The 15,635-nt window shown below is 63.9% G+C and carries 16 protein-coding genes; 7 read left to right on the forward strand and 9 right to left on the reverse strand.

Annotation, left to right across the window (positions count from 1 at the left end; genetic code table 11):
• Positions 1-38 precede the first annotated feature (38 nt).
• Entirely contained in the window at positions 39-488 is a 450-nt protein-coding gene (locus NKI67_RS23480; protein ID WP_352571769.1) for an RrF2 family transcriptional regulator, read from the forward strand.
• On the opposite strand, the gene NKI67_RS23485 is transcribed toward NKI67_RS23480, so the two are convergent.
• The 7 genes from NKI67_RS23485 to NKI67_RS23515 all read right to left on the reverse strand — a co-directional run bounded on the left by NKI67_RS23485 (position 485) and on the right by NKI67_RS23515 (position 8,472).
• Entirely contained in the window at positions 485-964 is a 480-nt protein-coding gene (locus NKI67_RS23485; RefSeq protein WP_352571768.1) for a gluconokinase, read from the reverse strand. The two genes, NKI67_RS23480 and NKI67_RS23485, sit on opposite strands and share 4 nt — an antisense overlap.
• 71 nt (positions 965-1,035) lie before the next feature.
• The gene (locus NKI67_RS23490) at positions 1,036-2,022 is read right to left on the reverse strand and encodes an ABC transporter permease (protein WP_352647045.1); all 987 of its coding nucleotides are present in this window, start codon (positions 2,020-2,022) and stop codon (positions 1,036-1,038) included.
• Entirely contained in the window at positions 2,019-2,999 is a 981-nt protein-coding gene (locus NKI67_RS23495) for an ABC transporter permease (protein WP_023675830.1), read from the reverse strand. Before NKI67_RS23495 ends, NKI67_RS23490 begins: the two co-directional genes overlap by 4 nt.
• Positions 2,996-4,537: a sugar ABC transporter ATP-binding protein gene (locus tag NKI67_RS23500; RefSeq protein WP_352647047.1), complete on the reverse strand. Its 1,542-nt coding sequence runs from the start codon at positions 4,535-4,537 to the stop codon at positions 2,996-2,998. Before NKI67_RS23500 ends, NKI67_RS23495 begins: the two co-directional genes overlap by 4 nt.
• A gap of 79 nt (positions 4,538-4,616) precedes the next feature.
• Positions 4,617-5,741, reverse strand: coding sequence for a sugar ABC transporter substrate-binding protein (locus NKI67_RS23505; RefSeq protein WP_352571765.1), 1,125 nt, complete (start codon positions 5,739-5,741; stop codon positions 4,617-4,619).
• A gap of 296 nt (positions 5,742-6,037) precedes the next feature.
• Positions 6,038-7,066: an HTH-type transcriptional regulator GntR gene (gene gntR, locus NKI67_RS23510; RefSeq protein WP_352571764.1), complete on the reverse strand. Its 1,029-nt coding sequence runs from the start codon at positions 7,064-7,066 to the stop codon at positions 6,038-6,040.
• A gap of 173 nt (positions 7,067-7,239) precedes the next feature.
• Complete coding sequence (locus NKI67_RS23515) at positions 7,240-8,472, reverse strand: MFS transporter (RefSeq protein ID WP_352647049.1); 1,233 nt, start codon at positions 8,470-8,472, stop codon at positions 7,240-7,242.
• A gap of 174 nt (positions 8,473-8,646) precedes the next feature.
• On the opposite strand from NKI67_RS23515, the gene NKI67_RS23520 reads away from it, so the two are divergent.
• From NKI67_RS23520 to NKI67_RS23540, 5 genes are all read left to right on the forward strand, one after another.
• Positions 8,647-8,934 (forward strand): DUF3175 domain-containing protein, encoded by a 288-nt coding sequence (locus tag NKI67_RS23520; RefSeq protein ID WP_352505533.1) that lies wholly within the window; start codon positions 8,647-8,649, stop codon positions 8,932-8,934.
• Positions 8,935-9,053: 119 nt separating this feature from the next.
• Positions 9,054-9,965: a myo-inosose-2 dehydratase gene (gene iolE / locus NKI67_RS23525; protein WP_352505532.1), complete on the forward strand. Its 912-nt coding sequence runs from the start codon at positions 9,054-9,056 to the stop codon at positions 9,963-9,965.
• A 199-nt stretch (positions 9,966-10,164) separates the two neighbouring features.
• Entirely contained in the window at positions 10,165-10,371 is a 207-nt protein-coding gene (locus NKI67_RS23530) for a LacI family DNA-binding transcriptional regulator (protein ID WP_023675823.1), read from the forward strand.
• Positions 10,372-10,375: 4 nt separating this feature from the next.
• A complete protein-coding gene (gene mocR, locus NKI67_RS23535; RefSeq protein ID WP_245274662.1) occupies positions 10,376-11,842 on the forward strand; it encodes a rhizopine catabolism transcriptional regulator MocR in 1,467 nt (488 codons plus the stop codon).
• Positions 11,843-12,033: 191 nt separating this feature from the next.
• On the forward strand, positions 12,034-12,399 hold the full coding sequence (locus tag NKI67_RS23540; protein WP_031211544.1) for a GFA family protein: 366 nt from the start codon (positions 12,034-12,036) through the stop codon (positions 12,397-12,399).
• A 31-nt stretch (positions 12,400-12,430) separates the two neighbouring features.
• On the opposite strand, the gene NKI67_RS23545 is transcribed toward NKI67_RS23540, so the two are convergent.
• Entirely contained in the window at positions 12,431-12,874 is a 444-nt protein-coding gene (locus NKI67_RS23545) for an SRPBCC family protein (RefSeq protein ID WP_023675820.1), read from the reverse strand.
• A gap of 168 nt (positions 12,875-13,042) precedes the next feature.
• The gene (locus NKI67_RS23550) at positions 13,043-14,287 is read right to left on the reverse strand and encodes a DegT/DnrJ/EryC1/StrS family aminotransferase (protein ID WP_352647051.1); all 1,245 of its coding nucleotides are present in this window, start codon (positions 14,285-14,287) and stop codon (positions 13,043-13,045) included.
• 361 nt (positions 14,288-14,648) lie between these two features.
• Between NKI67_RS23550 and NKI67_RS23555 the strand changes: the two genes are divergently transcribed.
• Positions 14,649-15,623: a polysaccharide deacetylase family protein gene (locus NKI67_RS23555; RefSeq protein WP_352647053.1), complete on the forward strand. Its 975-nt coding sequence runs from the start codon at positions 14,649-14,651 to the stop codon at positions 15,621-15,623.
• Positions 15,624-15,635 lie beyond the last annotated feature (12 nt).

The following is a 15,635-nucleotide window of genomic DNA, read 5'->3' on the forward strand; positions in this document are numbered from 1 at the left end:
GACGCGGGTGGTTGGGGCTTCATGGGTTGACTCGGGGCATGCTTACCAAAAAAGGCAAATACGGCCTCAAGGCCCTCGTGCATCTGTCGGGCCTGCCGGTCGGCCAGCTCGCATTCGTCAACGACATTGCGGTCGCCAATAACATCCCCAAGAAATTCCTGGATGCCATCCTGGGCGAGTTGCGTAACGCCGGCTTCGTCCAGAGCCGCAAGGGCAAGGAAGGCGGTTACCGCCTTGCCCGGCCGGCTTCCGAGATCAAGATCGGCCATGTCGTGCGTGTCCTCGACGGGCCGCTGGCGCCGATCCCCTGCGCCAGCCGCACGCAATACCAGCGCTGCGAGGATTGCGACGAGGCGATCTGCCAGGTTCGGCACATGATGCTGGAGGTCCGGCAGGCGATCGCCGAGGTGCTGGACAACCGCAGCCTCGCGGCCATGCGCGACGCCGACAATGACGATTTCCCAGTCGAACTGACGTCGCAAATCTAGCGCGCGAGCAGGCTCAAGGCAGTCGCGACGGTGTCGGCGACCGGACGCGTGCCATCCAAGGTTATCGCCGCCTCGTCCGCCGCTGGCGCCTCGAGCGTGGCGAACTGGCTGTCGACCAGGCTTGCCGGCATGAAATGACCCTTGCGATTGCCGACGCGCTGTTTTGCTGTTGCCGGGTCGATCTCCAGGTAAACGAAAACGATATCCGGGCAAAAGCCGCGCAGGCGATCGCGGTAGCTGCGCTTCAGCGCCGAGCAGGCGGCGACCACACCTTGCCCGCTTGCGACCGACGCGGCCATCCGCAGGCCGATCGCGTCGAGCCAGCCCTCGCGCAGCGCGTCGGTGAGCGGCTGGCCGCTCGCCATGCGCGCGACGTTTTCGGGCGGATGCAGCCTGTCGCCTTCGATAAAGAGGGCGCCCAATGCCGCTGCAAGCGCTTCGCCGACGACCGACTTGCCGCAGCCGGCAACGCCCATCACCACGATGGCGGGTATCGTTCGAACAGTGCTCGCCGGCTTATATGCCACGTCTTTACCGGTCATGCAGGTCAGCGGCTTGCCGGCGCGCGGCCATAGAGCAGCAGCATGGCGACGATGACGACGCCGTAGATGATCTGCCGTCCCGCCTCCGGCATCTGCATGACAGAGAGAATGGACTGCAAGAGGGTGATCAGGATTACCCCGGCGACAGTGCCGAGATAGGAGCCGCGCCCGCCGAGGATCGAGGTGCCGCCGAGCACCACCGCGGCGATCGACGGCAGCAGATAGGCATCGCCCATCGACTGTGCCGCCTTGGAGGCATAGCCGGCCAACAGCACGCCGCCGAAGGCGGAGAGCCCGCCCGAAACCGCAAAGGCGATCATCACCACGCGCCTTGTATCGATGCCGGAAAGATAGGCGGCACGCTCGCGATTGCCGATGCCGTAAACGGTGCGGCCGAAGCCGGTGCGGGTCAGCACGAACACCATTGCGGCGCCGATCAGCGCCCAGATGAGGACGGCGTTGGGCACGGCAGGAACGGCAAAGCCGGTCGCCAGATAGCGCATCGCACCGGTCGCCGAATCCTGCGGCGAGAAACCGCCCGTGTAGACCACCATCAGCCCCTGCGCGACGGCGTTGGTGGCAAGCGTGATGATCATCGAGGGAATGCGCAGATAGGCGACGCCGATGCCGTTGACGATGCCGATCAGAACACCGCAGAAGATGCCGAACGGAATGGCAAGCGCCACGCCGACGGTACCGTATGCGGCCGCGGCGCAGGCCATCATCGCGCCGGCCGCCACCGACCAGGGCACCGACAGGTCGATCTGGCCGAGCAGGATGACCAGCATCATGCCGGTCGCGATGACGCCGAGAAACGACGCCACCTTGAGCTGCTGCAAAAGGTATTCAGGCGACAGGAAGCTGCGCGAATAGAGGCTGCCGAGGAACAGCAGCAGCACGATACAGGCGAACGCCGTCAGCACCGCCGGGTCGGCGCGGCGGAGGAATTTCGGCATGCGGCCGGCGAGACCACTCACAATCGTTTCGCTCACAGGAACCACTCCAGCCGGTTGCGGACCCGAAACAGGGCGAACGCGCCGAGGCTGACCGCGATCAGCAGAATGACGCCCTGGAACAGGGGCTGCCAGAGCGGATCGAAATCGAAGACGAACAGCAGGTCGCCGATGGTGCGGAAGGCAAGCGCGCCGAAGATCGCGCCGATGGCGCTGCCCTTGCCGCCGAACAGCGACACGCCGCCAAGCACGACCGCGGCGATCGAAAACAGCGTATAGGCGTTGCCGCTGGCATAGGCCGCATCGCCGGTATAGGTGAAGAACGTCAGGAACAGCCCGCCGATCGCGGCAAGCAGACCGGCAAGCGCATAGGCGGCGAACTTTCCACGCCGGATCGGCACGCCGGACATGTAGGCCGCCATCTCCGAGGAGCCGGCTGCATAAGCGGCGCGGCCTAGCACCGACCGGCTGAACGGCACCCAGACCACGAGCACGACCGCCAGCAGCGTCACCAGACTCGCCGGCACAAAACCAAACAGGCGACCGGTCAGCGCATCGGCGAGCCCTTCATTGACCGAGCCGCCGGGAAACGGCCGAAGCAGCAGCGCGATGCCGAAATAGACCGCGCCGGTGGCGATGGTGGCTACGATCGGCTGCAGGCGTCCATAGATGACGATCGCACCGTTGATTGCCCCGCACAGCAGCCCGGTGCCGAGCACGGCGAGGACGCCGAAGGCGGTCTCGATGCCGGTGCCGACGACCAGCCACGAGGCCAGGCAGTTGGTCAGCGTGAAGATCATGCCGACCGAGAGATCGATACCGGCGGTGATCACCACCAGCGTTTGCGCCATGGCGACGAAGGCGAGCAGCACACCCTTGTTCGAGGCCGTCTGTACGACATTGGCGGTGAAGCCCGCCGGATGGTTCGAGGTGTAGATGACGAACATGACGACGAAGATGCCGAACGCCAGCAGCGTTCCGCGCTGTTCGGCAAGCCAGTAGCGCCAATCCTTCACGCGTCCGCTCCTTGCCTTGGCATCTCTTCATGAATGTTGAGCGCGCTGGCGATCAAGGCCCGCTCGGTGATTTCGGCGCCGACCAGTTCACGCTTGACCGCGCCGTCATAGAGCACCAGCACCCGGTCGCAGCAGCCGATCAGCTCGTCATAATCGGTCGAATAGAAGAGGATCGCCGCGCCTTGATCGGCAAGCTTGCGCATCAACTGGTACAGTTCCTGCTTGGTGCCGACATCGATGCCCCGCGTCGGGTCGTTGAGCAGGATGATGCGCGGCTGCCGCATCAGCCATTTGGCGATGACGACCTTCTGCTGGTTGCCGCCGGACAGCGCGCCGACCGGAATGTCGAGCCCGGCGGTCTTGATCGCCAGGAGACCGACCATGTCGTCGATCAGCCGCTGCTCGGCGGCGCGATCGATGATGCCGGCCCTGGACAGCCGATCGAGGGCGGCAAAGGAGAGGTTTTCGCGCACCGTCATCGGCAGCATCAACCCTTCCGTCTTGCGGTCCTCCGGGATCAGCGCCATGCCGATCCGGTCATCGCGCGCGGCGGCCGGGCTGGCGATCCGCACCGGCCTGCCGTCGATCAGGATCTGGCCTGACAGGCCGCGCAGCACACCGAAGAAGCCGAGCAGCAATTCGCGCTGACCCTGGCCGTCGAGGCCGCCGAGGCCGACCACCTCGCCCGCCCCGACCGATAGCGAGACATCGTGCAGCCGATCCGTCCAGGACAGGCTGCGCGCCTCGAGAACCGGCGTGGCTGCGGCAGCCGCCCGCGCGGGCTTGGGCGGAAAGATGTGGCTGTATTCGCGCCCGATCATCAGTTCGACGACCTCGTTGTCGCTCTTGGTGCCGGCGGCGTAGCTGGCGACATTGCGGCCATTGCGGAACACCGTGCACTGGTCGGCCAGCTCGGCGATCTCGTTCATGCGGTGCGAGATGTAGAGCAGCGCCAGCCCTTCCGAACGCAACCGCTTCAACACGGCAAAAACCCTGGCGACGTCAGCCGCGGTCAGCGCCGAGGTCGCCTCGTCGAGGATCAGGATGCGTGGCTTGCGCGCCAGTGCCTTGGCGATCTCGACCATCTGCCTTCTTGAAAGAGGAAGATCCTTGACCAGCGCCAGCGGATGGATATCGGAGGCGCCGGCGCGAGCAAGGGCTTCTTCGGCGATGCGGCGCTGCGCCTTGCGGTCGATCATGCCGAAACGCTTCGGCGGATCGGAAATGACGATGTTGTCGGCAACGCTGAGTTCGGGGACGAGCGACAGTTCCTGGAAGATGCAGACGATGCCGGCCTGGTTGGCGGCGGCCGGCGAAGCGAAGGTAACTTCGCTTCCGTCCAGCATCATGCGGCCCTCGTCGGGCGCAACGACCCCCGCCATGACCTTGATCAGCGTCGATTTGCCGGCGCCGTTCTCGCCGAGAATGGCGTGGATGCTGCCTGGAGTGACCGACAGTTCGGCCTTCTCCAGCGCCCGCACGCCGCCATAGCGCTTGGATATGCCTTCCATGCGGAAGAGCGGAACCGCACCGTCCATCGGCCCTCCCCAGGCGCTTGGCAATCAGGATGTCGAGCGCCGACGCCGCGGGATTCCCGCGGCGTCGGGCTGTCGGAGTTTACTGGTTTTCCTTGCTCTGGCCCATGATTTCCTGCGCCGTGAAATTGATGCCGCAGGTCGGGAAGGAATTGCCGACGAAGAAGTTGTCGGATTGGTCGGGGAAGAAATCCTGGCCTGCCTTGAAGTTCGGATCCTCGACGATCGCCAGCGGCAGCTTGACCGCTTGCGGCACGACCTGGCCTTCAAGTGCTGCAATCGCCGTCTTGATGGCAACCGCGACCTGAGCCGGGCCGGTGCCGGCCGACGAGCATTTCAGGCCGTCAGCGGCGAACTTGGCGCAGAATTTGCGGAAGCCGTTCTCCGTCTCGCCGCCGAACGGCACGAACGGATGCTTGGCATCGATCATCGCCTGCACGATGCCGGTATCGCCGCCCTGTCCGGTAATGCCGTCGAAGGGGCCGTTGGTGGCAATGGCATCGGCCGTAGCCTTTTGCGCAACGCCGTCATCCCACTTGCCGACGACCTCGGTGACATCCCATTTCTTGCCGGAAGCGTCGAGAACCTCGTGGATGCCGTTATGGCGATCGGTGTCGACGGACGTGCCGGCGACGCCGCGCACTTCCAGCACCTTGCCGCCGTTCGGCACGTGCTTGACCAGCCAGTTGGCCCACAATTCGCCAAGGCCTTTCTGGTCGACATTGACGTTGATGGCATCCTTGGTGTCGAGGATGTTGTCGAAGGCGACCAGCACCACGCCGGCTTCCTTGGCCCGCTTGATGACAGGACCGAATGCGGTCGGGTTCTGGGCGTTGACGACAATCGCGTCATAGCCGGAATCGATGAAATTGTTGATCGCCGAAATCTGGGCCGGCACGTCTTCGCCGGTCGAGACCACCTTGAATTCCTTGAGCTTGGCCGCGACGTCCGGCTGCGCTGCATAGGCCTTTGCCGTCTGCACCATCTGGATGCGCCAAGTGTTGGCGATATAGCCGTTGGCCAGAGCGATGCGGTACGGGCCGTCTTTCTTGGGGAACTTGAAGAACTGCGTATCGGCCGACCAGGGCGCGAAGCAGTCAGGCTCGGCCGATGGCCCCTTGACGATTTCAGGATCGGCGATCGCCGACGAGCTCAGCATGACGAAAGCAGTGGCGGCAACGATACCGCCAACGAGTGACTTGATCATCGATATTCCTCCCAGTTGCAGTTTTGTTTGTTGTTACGCCGATGAATTTGCGCGTTTCCGGCCCGGCACCTCCCGCCGTACCCGTCGCGCGTTCAGGTGGCCGAATGCCGACCCGATCCCCTCCTTTGCTGCCCGGCTAGTCCCACAAAAACTATCATATTATACATAATAAACAAGCATGAGCTGTCGCTTATGTATAATAAACAGCCTCCCATCGTCGGGGCGAAGTATCGCCCGGCGATAACTGGTAGCGCTACCATGACGTAGTGTAAAGCGCCATTGCGTCGAAGCTCGCTTCAGCGCGCCGTGCTCTCACGTCGCTTGAGTTCGAAGCCAAGGTCGACGACCCGCTGCTCTGGCCTGTTGCCTTCGATCGCCGCAAGCGCCATGGCGACCGCCCGCCGGCCGATCTCGTAGCGGTAGGTCCGAACGCTGGTGACCGACGGAAAGGCCACCTCCATCATGTCGAGATCGTTGAAGCCAACGATACCGATCGTCTTCGGCACGGCGATCGAAGCGCGGTGGCATTCGAACAGCACGCCAAGGGCGATATCGTCATTGTTACAGAACACCCCATCGAGGCTCGGCACCTTGGCCAGCGCGTCGCGGAACAATTCGCGGCCGAGGGTGACGCTGGAGGGCACCGGCGTCGTGGTGGTGAGCCTCGGATCGAACAGGCCGGCCGCCTCCATCGCCGCGCGATAGCCGGCAAGCCGCCGCTGCGAACGCGGATCCATGCGCGCACCGATGAAGCCGATCCGGCGATAGCCTGCCTCGATCAGATGTTCCGCAGCCGCCTTGCCGCCCTCGAAATGCGAGAAGCCGACCATCATGTCGACCGGATCGGGCCCGGTCTCCATCACCTGCACCACCGGACAGCCTGCCGTTTCCAGCAGTTTTCGCGACGCCGGCGTCTGGTCGATGCCGGCCACGATCAGCGCCGCTGGGCGTTGCGGGCCAAACACCTGCAGCAGCCGCTCTTCCTCGAGGCCGGAATAGTGGGTGTTGCCGAGCTGAATCCGGAAAGGGCCGTCCGACAGGCTGTCGTAGATGCCGCGCACCACTTCGGCAAAGACGTTGTTGGTAAGCGACGGCACCAGAACGCCAAAGACCTCGGCGCGCGCCGAAGCCAGCGCCCGCGCATTCGGGTCGGGCACATAGCCGAGCTCGTTCACGGCCGACTCGATCTGGCGGCGCAGATCTTCCGAGACACGCCCCGGCTCACGCAGGGCGCGCGATACGGTAATGGCGCCGACGCCGGCCTTGCGGGCGACATCGGCGATGGTCGGGCGGCCGCCGCCGCGGCGCGAGCGCGGCTTGATCACCGTACTCGTCCGGACGCCGGGCAACCGCCCACACGCGACCGTGAAACGATGTTCAGCGTTTTTGAAACTGCTGCCATGCCAAACTGGCCCGTTGCCACACCTTGTCTGGCGTCGCGCAGCCTTCGGCTGTTGTCAAGCGACGGCCGGAGAGACTGTATCCGTACCGCTGTGCTTCAGGCCGCCACAGCAGCGCTGCGCCGGGCCTTCCACAGCAGCAGCAGCATGGCCAAAATATTCAGCAGGTTCCAGGCAATGCCGTTGAGGAACGCGGCGGCATAAGAACCGGTCAGATCGTAGATCCAGCCCGACATCCAGCCGCCGATCGCCATGCCGAAAATGGTCGCCATCATGACGATGCCGACGCGCTGGCCAGCCTCCTTGGCTGGCATATATTCGCGCACGATGATCGCATAACAGGGCACGATGCCGCCTTGCGACAGGCCGAAGACCAGCGAGACGACATAAAGCGAGGCAAGCCCGTCGAACGGGATATAGAACAACAGCGACAGGCATTGCAGCACCGAGCCGATCAGCAGGGTTTTCACGCCGCCGATGCGATCGGCAAGGAAACCCGAGCCAAGCCGGCTGACGACGCCCGCCGCCAGCATGATCGACAGCATATCGGCGCCATGCGCCACGCCGTAGCCGAGATCCATGCAATAGGCGACGATATGGACTTGCGGCATCGACATCGCCACGCAGCAGCCGAGCCCGGCCACGATGAGCAGCGCCTGCAAGGCCGCCGGCGACAGGGAGATCGGCTGGACCACGCGGCTGCCCGGCGATCCCGGAGCCGCCTGGGGCGGTGCGCCGCGCCGGAGCAGCAGGATCAAGGGCACCATGGTGACCAGGCAGACGACGCCGATCGCGGCATAGGTGAAGCGCCAGCCTTCGGTCTGCATGACATAGGGCATCGCCGTCGGCCAGATCGCTCCGGCGAGATAGTTGCCGGACGCGGCAGCCGTCACCGCGACGCCGCGGCGACGGTTAAACCAATGCGAGATATCGGCGATCAAAGGGCCGAAGATCGCCGACGAGCCGACGCCGATCAACAGGCCCTGGACGAGGGTGAACTGCAGGATCGAACTGGTCAACGACGCCAGCATGAAGCCGGCGCCAAGTGTAATCGCGGCAATCAGCGCCGGGATCCAATACCCCATGCGGTCGATGGCGCGGCCGAACAGCACATTGCCCGCGGCAAAGCCGATCATGGTCGCGGTGTAGGGCATCGAGGCAGCGGCGCGATCGACGCCGAATTCTGCCTGCACGGCAGGCAGCACCACGACCACCGCCCACATGCCGACCCCGCCGATCGTTGCCAGCAGCATCGAGACGCCGAGCCGTATCCAGGCATAGGCACTGTCGATGCCGGAACTTCCTGCCTGGCTTGAGACGATTGGGGTCAAGAGCGTTTCCTGTCCGCAGTTCTTGAATCGGCGGTTCTGACCACTATCGGCGCATTCGCATCGCCGAGCAGCGCCACGACAGGCAAATCCGTGGCTCCAGCGATTCGGGCCGAAGTGGAACAGGGGTGCGCCATAAGGCGTTTTCCGGCAACGACCTAGTGGAAGGAGTTTGCCATGACCGCGCAACGGAAATGGTCCGCCGACGTCACCGAGCACAGTGACGCGCTGGACCTCGAGGAACATATCTTCGAATCCCACGATCCAAGGAAAATCGCCGCCTCGTTGAAGCGATCGGCCGAGCACAGCGACCGACGCAAGGCAGGGCCGTTTCAATCCGCCATGTCGATGCTGAATTTCTACATCAACCGCGCCGGCAAGAACCTGCCGGCGGCGCAGAAGGAAGTGCTGGAGGACGCAAAGGATGAACTGCGCGTCCTTTTTGGCCGCCCAAAGGAAGACTAGAATCGGTCACCATTAATTGGTTCTGCCAAATTCGGCTGAACTGGACCTAGTGACAGGGCCTCTTTGTCGCCAGTCTGCAGGCTCGGCTTGTCTTCCCAAGCCCGCAAAAGCCTGGCGTCATGACGGTCAAGATCGGCATCAATCCCATCACCTGGAGCAATGACGACGTTCCGGCGCTTGGCGGGGATACGTCCTTGGAGACTTGCCTGTCGGAAACGGCGCTGGCCGGCTACCGCGGCACCGAACTCGGCGGCAAATTTCCGCGCCAGGCTGAAGTGCTTGGGCCGCTCCTGTCTTCCTATGGCCTGGAACTCGTTTCCGGCTGGTATGATGGCCGCATTCTCGACCGCACGGTCGACGAGGAATTCGCGGCGATCACCCCACATCTTCAGCTGTTGCGCGACCTTGGCGCCAGGATCGTCGTCTACGCCGACACCTCGCGAGGTCGCCATGACGGCATTTTCGCACCGATCTCCGAGCGTCCGCGCCTCGCCGACAGGGACTGGCCGTCCTATGGCAAGAAACTGACCGCCCTCGCCGACCGCATGGCTGCATTCGGGGTCGGCATGGCCTTCCACCACCACATGGGCACCATCGTCGAGACGGACGATGAAGTCGACAGGCTGATGGCGGCGACGGGCCGAAGCGTCGGCCTTTTGTTCGATACCGGCCACTGCCTGTTTTCGGGCGGCGACCCGCAATCGCTGCTGCAACGGCATCTCGACCGTATCGTGCATTTCCATTGCAAGGACGTTCGCAGGGCGGTGCTGGAACGGGCACGCCGCGAGGACATGAGCTTCATGGCGGCGGTAATGGACGGCATTTTTACCGTGCCCGGCGACGGCTCGGTCGATTTCCTGTCATTGCTGAAACCCCTCGCTGCGCGCGGCTATGAAGGCTGGCTCGTTGTCGAAGCCGAGCAGGATCCGGCCAAGGCGCATCCGCTGACCTATGCCAGCAAAGGCTATTTCTCGCTGCTCGCCACCGCCCGCGAGGCCGGCTTCGAAGTGGCGACTCGGAAGGCAGGCTGACCGGCCCGCATTGCGAGCCGGAGGAACATAATGGGCGCGCGCCTCGATGGGGTTAGCGACGCGAAAGCGCCCGGCGATCCGCGCCGCCTTGCTCCCTGCGCGGCGCGGATCGCAGAATCCCGGCTCTGGATTAAAACCCCGACTTTCAAGCTTGAGGCCGGCCGGAAGCCGTGCCTTGATGCAACCGAGGAGGAGCGACATGGCTTTCGAAGCTGCGCTTGGCATGGAACGGCTTTGCACCATCCGGGAGATTGCCGAGAAGGCGGAACTTGGCGCCGCCACCGTGCATCGCGCGCTGAAGAACAGCCGCGAGATCCGCCCCGAAACCAGGCGACTGGTGCTCGACACTGTCTGCCGGCTCAACGAGGAAAAGATCGCCCGCGCCGCCCGGTCCGTCGGGGGATAGTGCCGTGGCCGACCACATGCGCCTTTCCCTCGACATCATGTCGGTCGACCGTGCTTCGGAAGAACCGATGCATCGTCAGATCTACGGCGCCTTGCGACGCTTCATCCTTGACGGCCAGATCCCGCAGAACACGCTGCTGCCGTCGACGCGCTCGCTGGCCGAAGATCTGAAGGTCGGGCGCAACACGGTCATCGCCGCCTATGACCAGCTCCTTGCCGAAGGTTTTATCGAGGCGCGTGCCGGATCGGGCACCTGGGTGGCGCCGATCCAGCAGAACCGCCCCTTGGCATCCCTGCGCGCCGGACTGGCAGCGCCGCAAAAGCTGTCGCGGCGCGGTCAGACCATCGTCAACGGCCCGCAACCGCCGCGTAATGCCGGCGTCATCAATTTCCATCCGGGCGTGCCTGAAACGGCATCGTTTCCGTTCACCATCTGGTCAAGCCTTCTGGTGCGCAATGCACGCAGCCGCGACGAGAGCCTGCTTGGTTATCTCTCCTTTGCCGGCCACCCCGGCCTGCGTCAGGCCATTGCCTCGACCATCGGCCTGTCGCGCGGCATCAGCTGCACCGCCGACCAGGTGATCATCGTCACCGGTGCGCAAGCAGCACTCGATCTCGTCTCGCGCGTGCTGATGGACGAAGGCGACCATGTCTGGATGGAGGAGCCCGGCTATCTCGGCGCCAAGAGCGCCTTTCTCGCCAGCGGCGCCAGGCTGGCACCGTTGAAGGTCGACCGGCGCGGCTGGCATCTTGCCGATCCGGAGCTGCCGCCGCCGCGGCTGATCTATGTGACGCCATCCTGCCAGTGGCCGTTCGGCACCATCATGCGCATCGAGGAGCGATTGCAGTTGCTCGACATCGCCGAACGCAACGGCGCCTGGATCGTCGAGGATGACTATGACGGCGAATACCGGTTCCGCGGCCGGCCGGTGCCGGCGCTGCGCGGGCTCGATCATGCCGACCGCGTCGTCTATATCGGCAGCTTCGGCAAGACGCTGATCCCGGCGCTGCGCATCGGTTATCTGATCGTGCCGCGCGAATTGTCGGTGCCCTTCGACCGGGCGGTGAGCATCACCGGTCAGTTCGCGCCGCTGATCCTGCAGGCAACGGTCAACGACTTCATCACCCAGGGCTATTTCGCCACGCATCTCAAACGCATGCGCCGGCTCTATGCGCGCCGGCAGGCGAACTTCGTCAAGCTATGCCAGGAGCATCTGGCCGAATGGCTGACCGTCACGGAAAACGATTCCGGCATGCAGCTGCTGGCGAGCTTCGTCAGGCCCTATAAGGACAGCGACGTGGTTGCCGCGGCCGTCAAGGAAGGGCTCGACGTCCAGGGCATCTCGATCAACTACCATTCCACAGAACCCGAGCACGGCCTGTTGCTCGGCTATGCAGCGATGGACGAACGCCAGATCCTGCGCGCCGTGCTGGCGCTGCGCGCCGCGTTTCTAAGATTGGACAGAAGCTAGAGCCGGCTCTCCATCTCGTTCACCGCGGGGTTGAGTCAATCGCCCGCAGTGATTAGGAAGATGGGGCGTCGGTCCTTGTTTTTCGGCGTTCGCGCAAAGCGCGCTTCCCAAGGCCGAACCACCCCGAAAACCAGAAGCATGCCCACCGCCGGTACGGCGGGCACGCATTCATCTGAACCATGAGGATTGCCATGAGAACCGCATCCTGTGCCTGTGGGCAACTGAGGATCTCCTGTAACGGAGAGCCGCAGCTGGTCGCACAGTGCCACTGCCTCGACTGCCAGAAACGGACCGGCAGCACATACGGCGTCGCCGCCTTCTTTGCGCGCGACAAGGTAGAAGCCGAAGGCGACGCCAGTACCTACAGGCGATCGGCTCGGAGCGGCCATCACGTCATTTTCCATTTCTGCCCGGGCTGCGGCTCGAGCGTCTTCTGGGAGCCCGAGCGAAAGCCTGAATGGATCGCCGTCGCGGTCGGCTGCTTCGCCGATCCCGCCTTTCCGGCCCCGGCGCATGTTGGGTGGGAAGAACGGCGTCATCCCTGGGTTTCCGGTTAGCGACGCCAACCCGCCAGGGCAGCGCTTTATCTTACTGGTTGATCTCGGGTTCAACGAGCTTCGCCAGATTTCGCAGCGACTCCTGCCAGCCGAGATAGCAGGCCTCAACCGGGATGGCGTCTGGAATACCTGCCTGCGTGATATTCACTTCGGTGCCGACCGACACTTTCTTCAATGTCACGGTCACCTCGATCTCGCCGGCCAGGTTGGGGTCGTCGAACCGGTCGGTGTAACGCAGTTGCTCATTGGGCACGAGCTCGACATATTCGCCGCCGAACGAGTGGCTGTCGCCGGTGGTGAAGTTGCGGAAGGACATTTTGAACGTACCGCCGACTTTCGCCTCGAAGTGATGAACCGTGCAGGTGAAGCCGTTCGGCGGAAGCCATTTGGCAAGTGCGTCCGCTTCGAGGAACGCGCGGTAAACTTTCTCCGGGCTGGTTGTCAGAACGCGGTGCAGCCGTACGGTGCCGGGCATATCGTTAATCCTCCCTGTTGGTGATCGGTGCCCCCTAGGACGAGCGGAGCCCGGCCTATCCGACACGGGCCTGCGGATTTTTGACGACCGGTAATGCCGACCGGAATCCTCGCCCGGCCGCCGGACAAGGAACTCGGCCGCAGGGTAGCAAACCGCGTCGGATCTGGTCTAGTTCACACTGTCGAACTTCTGCAGATCAACCGGTGCCGCCTTGCGCAATTCGATATCATCGAGCGAAGCATTCTCCAGCGCCACCCGCGCCGCCGCGTCGATGTTGTGGATCATGTCCTGAATGTCGGTATCGCTGTGCGCTGGGTTCATGGCGACCATCACGGTGCGGTTGAGGATGTCGAGCGAGCGCTTGCCGAGGTCGTCGGAATAATCCAGCCGCAGGCCCTGGTTCTCGGGCAGTGCGTAAGGATTGAGCGCCGGATGATGCGCGCCTTCATGCATCAGCACCTGGTCCCACTGGGTGAAATTGTGACGGCCGGTCTTGCCGGCGACGACGCTGGGAATGGTCTTCGAAAAAGTCTGCGCCGCCTGCTCGCTCGGCAGCAGGTACATCACCTGTGCGGCACAATCGTCTTCCGCGCTGTTCATCGGTGACGGCGTCAGCCCAAGATTGCTAAGGTGGCGGGTACCGGCCAGCACCGTCTTCTTCTCGGCCCGCATCGCCTCGATGATGCCGTCCAGCCGGTCGAGTTGGACGTTGAGCATCGCCCCCATCAATTCGGAAGCACGCGCGCCGATGCCGGCGAAGGGTTTGATGCTGTCGCTTCTGCCCTGCCAGTAGAAATGGCAAGGGTCGATGGCGCAGCGCGCCCGCTCCGCCACTTTCGGGTCGCTGGTGGCGATGCCGCCGCCCTCGCCCGAGGTCATGTTCTTGAAGTAGTTGAAGGAATAAGCGCCGGCATGGCCGATCGAGCCGAGCTTGCGGCCCTCATAGCCGCCGCCGATGCCTTGGCAGACATCCTCCAGCACCAGCAAGCCGCGCTTGGCAGCAATGTCCATGATCGCATTCATGTTGCAGGCCGCGCCCCACATATGCACCGGGATGACCGCCCTGGTGCGCGGCCCGATGGCATCGCGCAAGGCGATGGGATCGATGGTCAGGCTCTCGTCGATGTCGACGATGACGGGAATGGCCCCTACCGACAGCACCGCGGTCGCTGTCGCCATATAGGTGTGCGCCGGCACCAGCACCTCGTCCCCCGGGCCGATGCCGAGGCCGATCAGGCCGGCGGCGAGCCCATAGGTGCCGCTGGCGGCCAGCGCGAAATGCTCGACGCCAAGATGCTGCGCATAGCGGGCCTCGAAGCGGTCGCATTCGCTGTCCTTGCCGTAACGAAACAGCGCGCCCGAGCGGATCACCCTGGCAATGGCTTCGATTTCCTCTTCGCCGGCGGTGTACATGACAGGCCTCCAGTCACTTGACAGTGTGGGTCACTTGATAATGTGGTCGCTTGATGGTGTGGACAGCTGTAGGCTTGTCGGCACAGTTTGAAAGAACCACTCCGCCGCTATTCGACCAAGCCATCTGCGCCCGAAAGACGGTTCCTATGACTGGTTTTGAACCGTGATTGGGGAATCGGCAGCTAAGTGTCTCAGCCGGCAGGCAAATCGTACCCATCCGAATTCGCCAAAGTGGCCCTGTCGGAACGGCAGGTTTCGGCGTTCCATTCCGGCCAGTTGGGCAAACGGTTGGTTCCATGAAATACGGGACACACTTTGGAAGACCCTCGAAACCGGCGCGCCGGCGGGAAGGCGGCCGGTCGTGAACGCCGCCGGCTCCAGCAAACGGATCGTGCTCCACGAGGACGATGTCGGCATGTGCCACGGCGCCAACAGCGCCTTCCTCGAATTGAGCGGGCTGGGCGTCTGCAGTTCCGGCGCGGTGATGGTGCCATGCCCGTGGTTCCTCGAAATGGCCGAAAGCGCCGCCGCCAACCCTGGCCTTGACCTTGGCGTTCACCTGACGCTGAACAGCGAGAAACAGCACTACAAATGGCGGCCGTTGACCGCGCCGTCGCGGGCGGCCGGCTTGACCGACGAGTTCGGCTTCTTCTGGCCGGATGTGGCGACCACGCGCCGCAAGGCGGTGCCGCAGGCGGTCGAGGCCGAGCTTCGCGCCCAGATCGACACCGCCTATCGCGCCGGCATCGACGTCACCCATCTCGACGCCCATATGGGCGCGGCATTGTCGCCGGAATTTTGCGACATCTACATCAAACTCGGGCTCGAATATCAGCTGCCCGTGCTGCTGACCAAGACCCTGTCCGCCTATTCCCCCAACGACAATCTGGTCGGCGTCACCGAGGAGGCGTTCCAGCGCGGCGTGGCGCTGGCCCGTGCCGGCGGCTTTGCCATTTTCGACGCCGCCATCCAGACGACCTGGGGCCGGCCGCGTTCCAGGCCGATCGAGCCGGCTTACAAAGCGCTCATCGAGGGTGTGCGCGAGGGCCTGACCTTCTTTTGCCTGCATTGCAACGCGCCCGGTGAACTCGAGCTGATCGAGCCGCGCTCCGCCTATATCCGCACCGAAGAGTACGAGCTGTTCCGCGACCAGGGCTTTCGCGACTGGCTCGCCGCACAGCCGATCGACGTCATCGGCATGAAGCCGTTGCGCGAGGAGCTTCGCGCAGCACTCTCGGCCGGGCGATTATCAACAACAGCCCGCGGCAACAACGCGGGCGAACAGCGATTGGCGTCGGCAAAGGCCCGCAAAGCGGCCACCCGATCCGCAACGTGAGCCGATCGTCGC

The sequence above is a fragment of the Mesorhizobium sp. M0408 genome (genome assembly GCF_040321495.1).
In the GTDB taxonomy this organism is placed as follows: Bacteria; Pseudomonadota; Alphaproteobacteria; order Rhizobiales; family Rhizobiaceae; genus Mesorhizobium.